Source organism: Halodesulfurarchaeum sp., assembly GCF_036626455.1.
Classification (GTDB): Archaea; Halobacteriota; Halobacteria; order Halobacteriales; family Halobacteriaceae; genus Halodesulfurarchaeum.
In genome coordinates, this window is the sequence record NZ_JAZKRK010000029.1 from 20,692 (window position 1) to 27,182 (window position 6,491).

Annotated in this window: 8 protein-coding genes; 4 read left to right on the plus strand and 4 right to left on the minus strand. The window is 59.6% G+C overall.

Annotated features, from left to right (window positions below; all coding sequences use genetic code 11):
• The first annotated feature begins 118 nt into the window (after positions 1-118).
• Both V5A26_RS08865 and V5A26_RS08870 read left to right on the plus strand, forming a co-directional pair.
• On the plus strand, positions 119-778 hold the full coding sequence (locus V5A26_RS08865; RefSeq protein WP_332320214.1) for a YkgJ family cysteine cluster protein: 660 nt from the start codon (positions 119-121) through the stop codon (positions 776-778).
• Positions 779-815: 37 nt separating this feature from the next.
• Positions 816-1,220 (plus strand): TRAM domain-containing protein, encoded by a 405-nt coding sequence (locus V5A26_RS08870; RefSeq protein ID WP_332320213.1) that lies wholly within the window; start codon positions 816-818, stop codon positions 1,218-1,220.
• Positions 1,221-1,225: 5 nt separating this feature from the next.
• On the opposite strand, the gene V5A26_RS08875 is transcribed toward V5A26_RS08870, so the two are convergent.
• Complete coding sequence (locus V5A26_RS08875) at positions 1,226-2,920, minus strand: radical SAM protein (RefSeq protein ID WP_332320212.1); 1,695 nt, start codon at positions 2,918-2,920, stop codon at positions 1,226-1,228.
• A gap of 76 nt (positions 2,921-2,996) precedes the next feature.
• Here V5A26_RS08875 and V5A26_RS08880 point away from each other — a divergent pair, with 76 nt between their 5' ends.
• Together V5A26_RS08880 and V5A26_RS08885 are read left to right on the plus strand one after the other, a co-directional pair.
• Complete coding sequence (locus tag V5A26_RS08880) at positions 2,997-3,155, plus strand: DUF7559 family protein (RefSeq protein WP_332320211.1); 159 nt, start codon at positions 2,997-2,999, stop codon at positions 3,153-3,155.
• Positions 3,152-3,574 carry an Hsp20/alpha crystallin family protein gene (locus V5A26_RS08885; RefSeq protein WP_332320210.1) on the plus strand — a complete coding sequence of 141 codons (423 nt, stop codon included), beginning with the start codon at positions 3,152-3,154 and terminating at the stop codon, positions 3,572-3,574. Before V5A26_RS08880 ends, V5A26_RS08885 begins: the two co-directional genes overlap by 4 nt.
• A 39-nt stretch (positions 3,575-3,613) precedes the next feature.
• On the opposite strand, the gene V5A26_RS08890 is transcribed toward V5A26_RS08885, so the two are convergent.
• The 3 genes from V5A26_RS08890 to V5A26_RS08900 form a co-directional block, all read right to left on the minus strand.
• Positions 3,614-4,207 (minus strand): NUDIX hydrolase, encoded by a 594-nt coding sequence (locus V5A26_RS08890; protein WP_332322339.1) that lies wholly within the window; start codon positions 4,205-4,207, stop codon positions 3,614-3,616.
• Positions 4,208-4,230: 23 nt separating this feature from the next.
• A complete protein-coding gene (locus V5A26_RS08895) occupies positions 4,231-4,698 on the minus strand; it encodes a DUF7109 family protein (RefSeq protein WP_332320208.1) in 468 nt (155 codons plus the stop codon).
• Positions 4,699-5,065: 367 nt separating this feature from the next.
• Positions 5,066-6,334, minus strand: coding sequence for an RNA-guided endonuclease InsQ/TnpB family protein (locus V5A26_RS08900; RefSeq protein ID WP_332320207.1), 1,269 nt, complete (start codon positions 6,332-6,334; stop codon positions 5,066-5,068).
• Positions 6,335-6,491: the final 157 nt, after the last annotated feature.

A 6,491-nucleotide genomic window follows, 5' to 3' on the forward strand; every position in this document is an offset into this window, starting at 1 on the left:
AGATCTCTTCTTGAACTCCTGCTGATCGGGCACCGAACAAACCGTTTCCAGGCGATTTGGCTCCGCCCAGGTGGCCACCGTCTCCAGCCCTTTTGTGGTTCGGGCACGTGGAGGAGATATGGATCGCCTCGAAGCGGCGCTCGACTGGGCCCAGACCTTCGATATCGAGCAGATCGCCGACCGGGTCCAGAAGATCGGCTTCGAGTGCACTCGCTGTGGAAAGTGCTGTCAGGGCACCGAGACAGAATCGCATACGGCCATCGTCTTTCCAGAGGAAGTCAGAGCGATTCGGGACAGGACCGAGAAATCCTGGCCGGAAATCGCTCGCCCGATGCCCTTCGGCATCACGGACGGAGTCGGAGAAACATTCGAGTGGGCACTCCAAACCGACGATTGTGGTGACTGTACGTTCCTCAAGAGCGAAGACACCCACACCCGCTGTACCATCTACGGCGAGCGACCGCTCCTCTGTCGGACCTATCCCTTTAGCCTGGGACTCCCAGGGACTGGCGAATCCGTTGCTGGCGCGGTGGCAGTCTCGGGTCGGGTCCGAGCCTCCGAATGTCCGGGTCTCGGGGCCGGAATCAGCCGTGAACGCGCCCTGGCGATCGCTGACACCCTCAAAGAGCGGGCCGTACGGGAACTCCAGGAGACCATCGCACTTCGGGACCACTACCTGCCACGACCGGAGGTCGACGGGATCGTCATTCACGATTCCGAGGGTGCAAAAGACCAACTCGGCCGGCCATTAGGGCCAACCGTGGGTGACAAGGACTAATACCACGCCGGTTCCAGTTTCCGCCGGAGGCACATCAATGGAAATCTCTGACGAACTCCTCTGTCTGTTCAACGGGGAGATTACCACGACTGAGGACGGCTACGTCGTGGAAATCCCCGATCGGGAAGTCGAAAACGGGACGATCGATCCCGAATCGGTCTATCGAATCGCAATTATCGCTCGCGGAGACGGGTCGACCCCTTCGGCCGAACCCGCGGAAACGACTGTTCCGTCCGAACCACAACCCCCAGTCGAGGAGGGTGAGATCCGGTACGTGGAAATCGAGGATATCGGCAAACAAGGTGACGGCATCGCACGCGTCGAGCGTGGCTACGTCATCATCGTCCCAGGCGCCGATATGGGCGAACGTGTCAAAGTCGAGATCAGCGAGGTGAAATCGAACTTCGCGGTCGGAGACATTATCGAAGAAGAGTTCGAGTAACCGACTCAAACGAAGGGTGAAAGTTCATCGGCCGCCGGCATTTCGGTGACTGAATCATACGGTCGCCCGACGAGAATGTCGCCGGCCGTCGCCGATCCGATCCCCGGGATGGCCGATAGTTCGTCCATCCCGGCGTCGTTTATCGACAGTGGATACGGAACAGCTGTGACCGAGCGGGGGCCATGATCGACTACGGCAACGTCGATTAGTTTGCCCAGCGCTCGCTCGCCCGGAATTCCTACGAGCAACGGATAGGTTCCGGCCTGGCGACCGAACGTGTACTCACCATCGTGGTACTCCGTTCTAACATCCGGTAAGACCGTTCCCACCGGAGCGACACGGCGTAGCATCGGGACGTCGATCTCCTCCCGAACTGCAGCCCGGTACTCCTTGAACTGCTTTTTGTGGGCGGTTGCGAGGTCTGCACCGGTCGATTCCATCTCGGTGCCCTCGAACGCCATGACCTGGCGGATGTTGATCCGTCGCACCATCAGCCCCGCGTCGAGCACCGAATCCAGGAAGTCCCGGTTATGTTCGAACGTTTCCGCCCGCTCTCCCGCCAACCCGTGAACGAAGTTGAGCCCGGGAAGTAAGGTCGGCAACCTGGTCGGGGGTGACGGATCGATGGAGGGGGCAATGGACTCCTCCTCGCCAGGCCGCCAGCCACCCACTTCGTTCACCATCCTGACCGCCGCCACGGCTTCTTCGGGGGTGACGAGCAGGTCGTTTTGCTCCTGGACGACCGGATCCGCGCTTTCGACGCCGAACGCGGCCGTATCTCCCGGCGTATTGTAGGTCGCGATTACCTCAAGTGCCGCTCGGGACCGCTCGGGATAGTCCACGATGGTCACTGGGTTCATGTTGTCCATGTGGAGAGTCTGGAGGTCGGGTGCAGCCTCCCGGATACCCGCGTACAGGGTCTCGAGCGCCTTCGGATTGGGTCGCTCGCCATCTCCACCATAGGCAAGAATGTCAGCCTGCCGACCGAGTCGGAAATGTGACACCCCGCGGTCTGCCAGTGCAGCAATCTCGGCGTGAATCGCCTCCGGCTCCCGAAAGGTGGGATCGCCGTACAGCGGTTCCGTACAGAACGAACACCGATAGGCACAGCCCCGGGCGGTCTCGATTTCGGCGATAAGTGCCTCCGGATGGTCCGGATGCTGATCGACGATGAACGCACCCGTGTTGGCCCATCGGTCCGCTTCTTTCATTTCCCGATACCGATCGGTGAACCCTTCAAGGCCGTTTTGAATCAGGTCGTATACCGCGGCCTCTACGTCGGCCATCGCCAGAAAGTCAAAATCCAGATCGTCGCGGCTGGTTTCGGTCCCACCCTCGTTTGTCTCCCCCACGCCGAACCGGACCGGCCCGCCCATCAGCGTCGTTCCGGAAGCCGTCCAGGCCAGTTTGCGGGCCTCCTCTGGCTCTGCCGGGGTCCCTCCAACGTAACTTCCCGGAACCGTCATGCCGCCCAGATAGATCAGCAGGTCCGCTGTGTCGACGTCCTGCCAGCGCGACGTCTCCTCCCGAAGGTCGTCAATCGTGTGATAAGTGATCGCCTCGGGTGGAACACCGGCGTCCCGAAGTGCGCCAGCGGTGTATCGCGGATACGTCGAGACATACGGTGGAACCCCGAAATGAGCGGGTTCGTCGACGTATCCGTCGACGATCACCACGGACAACGTTTCGGGAGCAGTCATCGGCGGACATAGCCGCCGAACCGGCAAAAGGACTCCGGGCCACCGGGCTTATGCCCGCGTCCCACTAAAGAGGGATATGCCGCCGAAGAAGGAATTCAAGTGCACGAACGACGCTTGTGAGCTGGACATGTTCGAAGCTCACTATACCTACGATATGCCCGAGGATACGAGCATCGAAGACTTCGCCTGTCCGTACTGTGGTAAAACGGAGACGCTGGAGGAGATCAAGGTATGAGATCCGACCCGCGAGCCCTTGGTGACCTGACCCGAGCGGTCCCCGAGATCGTTCTCGAACGACTCGGACGCGTTACCAGCCGGGTCCAGGAGGAATCACCGCTCCCGGCCGACGTTCTGGAAAGTGATGAGGAATACCGAGTGGTGCTCGACGCGCCAGGTGCGACCGCCAGTGACGTGCAGGTGCAGGTCGTCGACGGCGAGTTGGAAGTCCGTATCGACCGGTTCCGTCCATTCAACGAGGGATTCGAGATGGTCTTCCCAGGTCGAGGCCTGGAACTCGACGGCTCAGTCTCGCTCCCGTCTAATGCGATCCGGCCGGACAGCGCCTCCGCGACGCTGACTGACTATGGAACACTGGTGGTAACAATCCCGAAAACGGAGACAAACGACGCTGCGAACGATACCGCGGCTGTCTGAGCCCCTCCCTGGCGCGTTTTCTACTGTAAGCTGCCCGAATTAGTCACTGATCCGGTCACCGAGGGGCCGGTCTGGTGGGTCCGGAACGGTCCACTCTGTCCCAAGTGTGAGCAACTGGACCAGCATCCGGGCAGTCGCACCCCAAACCGTGTATCCATTGACGATGAAATGGTGGCAGGGTACAGTGCCATACTCCGGATGCATCCAGCCTTCATAAGCATGGTTTTCGGGTGTCGTGAACGCCTCCAACGGGAGTGAAACCACGTCAGCGACCTCCTCATCCGTGGGGCGATAGGCACGGTCTGGGACCCGTGCGACGAACGGCGACACAGTATATCCGGACACAGTCTCTACGTCGTCTAAGCGACCGATCTGGGCGATTTCCGCTGCCCGGAGTCCGATCTCTTCGTTGGATTCGCGGACAGCCGTTTCGCGTCGGTCACCATCTCTCGGTTCGTATCTGCCGCCCGGGAAGCCCATTTGGCCCGGGTGTTCTTCGAGTGTGTCTGAGCGCCGGATGAAAACAATATGTGACGCCGAATCCCCCTCGACAAGCGGGACCAGCACCGCAGCTTTACGGGCTGGGTTCGCCACGAGCGTTGGCTCCCGATCGGCGAGGGAGCCCAGTTCCATACCTGACATTCGCATGGAGTGACTTAGCTGTCCTGCTCCGCCGTGATAGCTTGGAGTCGGTCCCGCACGTCCGAGAGGTCGCTTCCCGCCCAGGCCTCGGCGTCGTAGGTCACGTCGATGAGTTCGTTGGCCCGGTCCTGGTCCCCGACCCGTGATGCAGCCGCCGCAAGTTTCTTTCGAATTCCCGTTTCGATCCTGTCCTCCGGGATCTCCACAGGATCCACGTCAAGAACGTGTGGCAGATCTGTCGCCATCTCTGGGACCGTCGGAAAGGCCCGCGGACCAGGGACGACGTACTCCCCGTCGTCCAGTTCGACCGACAGCAGTGTAAACTCGGCGTGGGCATCGTCGATCCAGGAGTCGATCGTTTCCGCTTCGAGGTCCGCGCCGGCCCGAAACGCCGCCTCGTGGATCGCTGACTGGAGGGCCGGCTCTTTGAGTCCGCCGAACTGGTCCACAATGCCGGCAAGTTCGTCACCCGACAGCTCCATATCCCCACTCGTGTCCCGGGCGTTATGATTTTGTTCGTTCTGGCAGCCGATTTGTGGAATACAAGCCGAGGAGAACCAGGAAGATCACCAGCAGAACGATCGAAAACCCCTGGTACACACGATCGAAAGCGAAGCCATACTCCACAAGGGACCCAACCACGAGACTCGCACCCGCTTGAATCACCATCATTGTGGCGCTGTAGGCCGAATAGGCACTCGATCGGTCTGCATCGGGTAACGACGCCAGAAGGTATGTATCGTTGACATCCTCCCCGCGCTACAGCGGCATGACGAGACGCGTACGCGTCTCGTTGCACCCGAAAACGCTTCGCGTTTTCGAGGACGAGGATTCCCCAGCGTTGGGATTTCAAGGTTTGCAACCAACCTGCTCCCTCGGTGCGAAACGCCCCGAGGTTTGGTTGAACAGGGAGGCGACTGGCCGTGCCAAACGACCGTTACTCATATCCCCAGTTGGGGGACTCTGAGTTATCTTTCTCCGAATGTTCTCTGCGCCGTTAACATCCGCGTTCATCGTCGCACCACACGAATCGCAGACGTACAGGCCACGCTTCACGCGATTCGCCTCACGCTTTCGACCACAGCACGAACACGTTTTGCTCGTGTCACGCTCGCTCTTCCGATCAACGAGGATTCCGTGTTCCTCTGCTTTGTATTCGAGCAAGTTCGTGAAGCGGTCGAACTCCCACCCGTGAAGTTTCTTGTTTCCGCTTCGGCCCCAATTCCGAGACTCGCCGTTCCCATCTTCCCGAATCTTGCTCAGGTCACCGATGGCGATACGACCAACCTTGTGGTCGATGCACTGTTCGACGATGTGCCTAGCAAGAGCGTGTAGGAAGTGGTCTTTTCGACGAGACAACTTCTGCCGGGCGCGAACCGCACGACGGGACGGGCCGTTCTCGCCCTCGGTATCGTACTCGTCGCGGGTGAAGTAGTGCTTGTCCTGCTTCAGCACGTTCCCCGGATACAACTCGGCGTCACCGTCATTGTACGCGATGGCGAGGTAGTTGCTGATGCCCAGGTCAATGCCTGCGGTGGTGTCGCCGGGCGCGTCCTCGACGGGTATCTGGACCTTGCAGACGAGGTGGAGTTCCCAGCGGTCGCCGTTCCACACGGCTCTGACTTGCTGGATGTTTTCCACGGTCACGTCCGGTCGTGTCTCATACTCTGCGAGGATGAAGTCTGAGCGGTGGTTCTTCAGGTTGAAGCCTTTGCTCAAACGGAGTTTGTTGTGCTTGGAGTCGTGCTTGATACCGTTCTGCTTCCACGTCACGGTGGAGCGTGGGTGGTTGTCGCCTCGCTTGCGGTATCCGGGTGGATTCGCGTCGCTATCGCCGTTCTTGCGCTTTTTGAACCAGCCGTTGAACGACTCAGCGAGTTCTTCGAGAACGCGCTGACTTGACTGAGAATGCAGGTCACTGTATCGTTCGTGGTCTTTTAATTCGCGCTTGAGGTCGGCTTCCGACGGAATCTCTCCGGTCTCATCCCACACTTGCTGGGTGTGGTAACGGGCGACGTTCCACAGTTTCGATGCTGAGTGACCACACTCGTCGAGATCGTCACTCACTTGGGAGTGGTTGACGATTTTCGTTCGATAGGTGCGGGTCGTCTCCAGCATCGAACTGTGTCCATAAGGATTTATAGAAGGTTTTGTGTTAAAAATGGTGATTGAGAGTGGGAAATCCAGCAATGCAGTTGTCGGTCGTTAGTGTCTTCCAGTGACGGCGCGTATCCCCGCCCTGAAGGGCGAGGTTTTGCGCCTGCTTAACTCATAA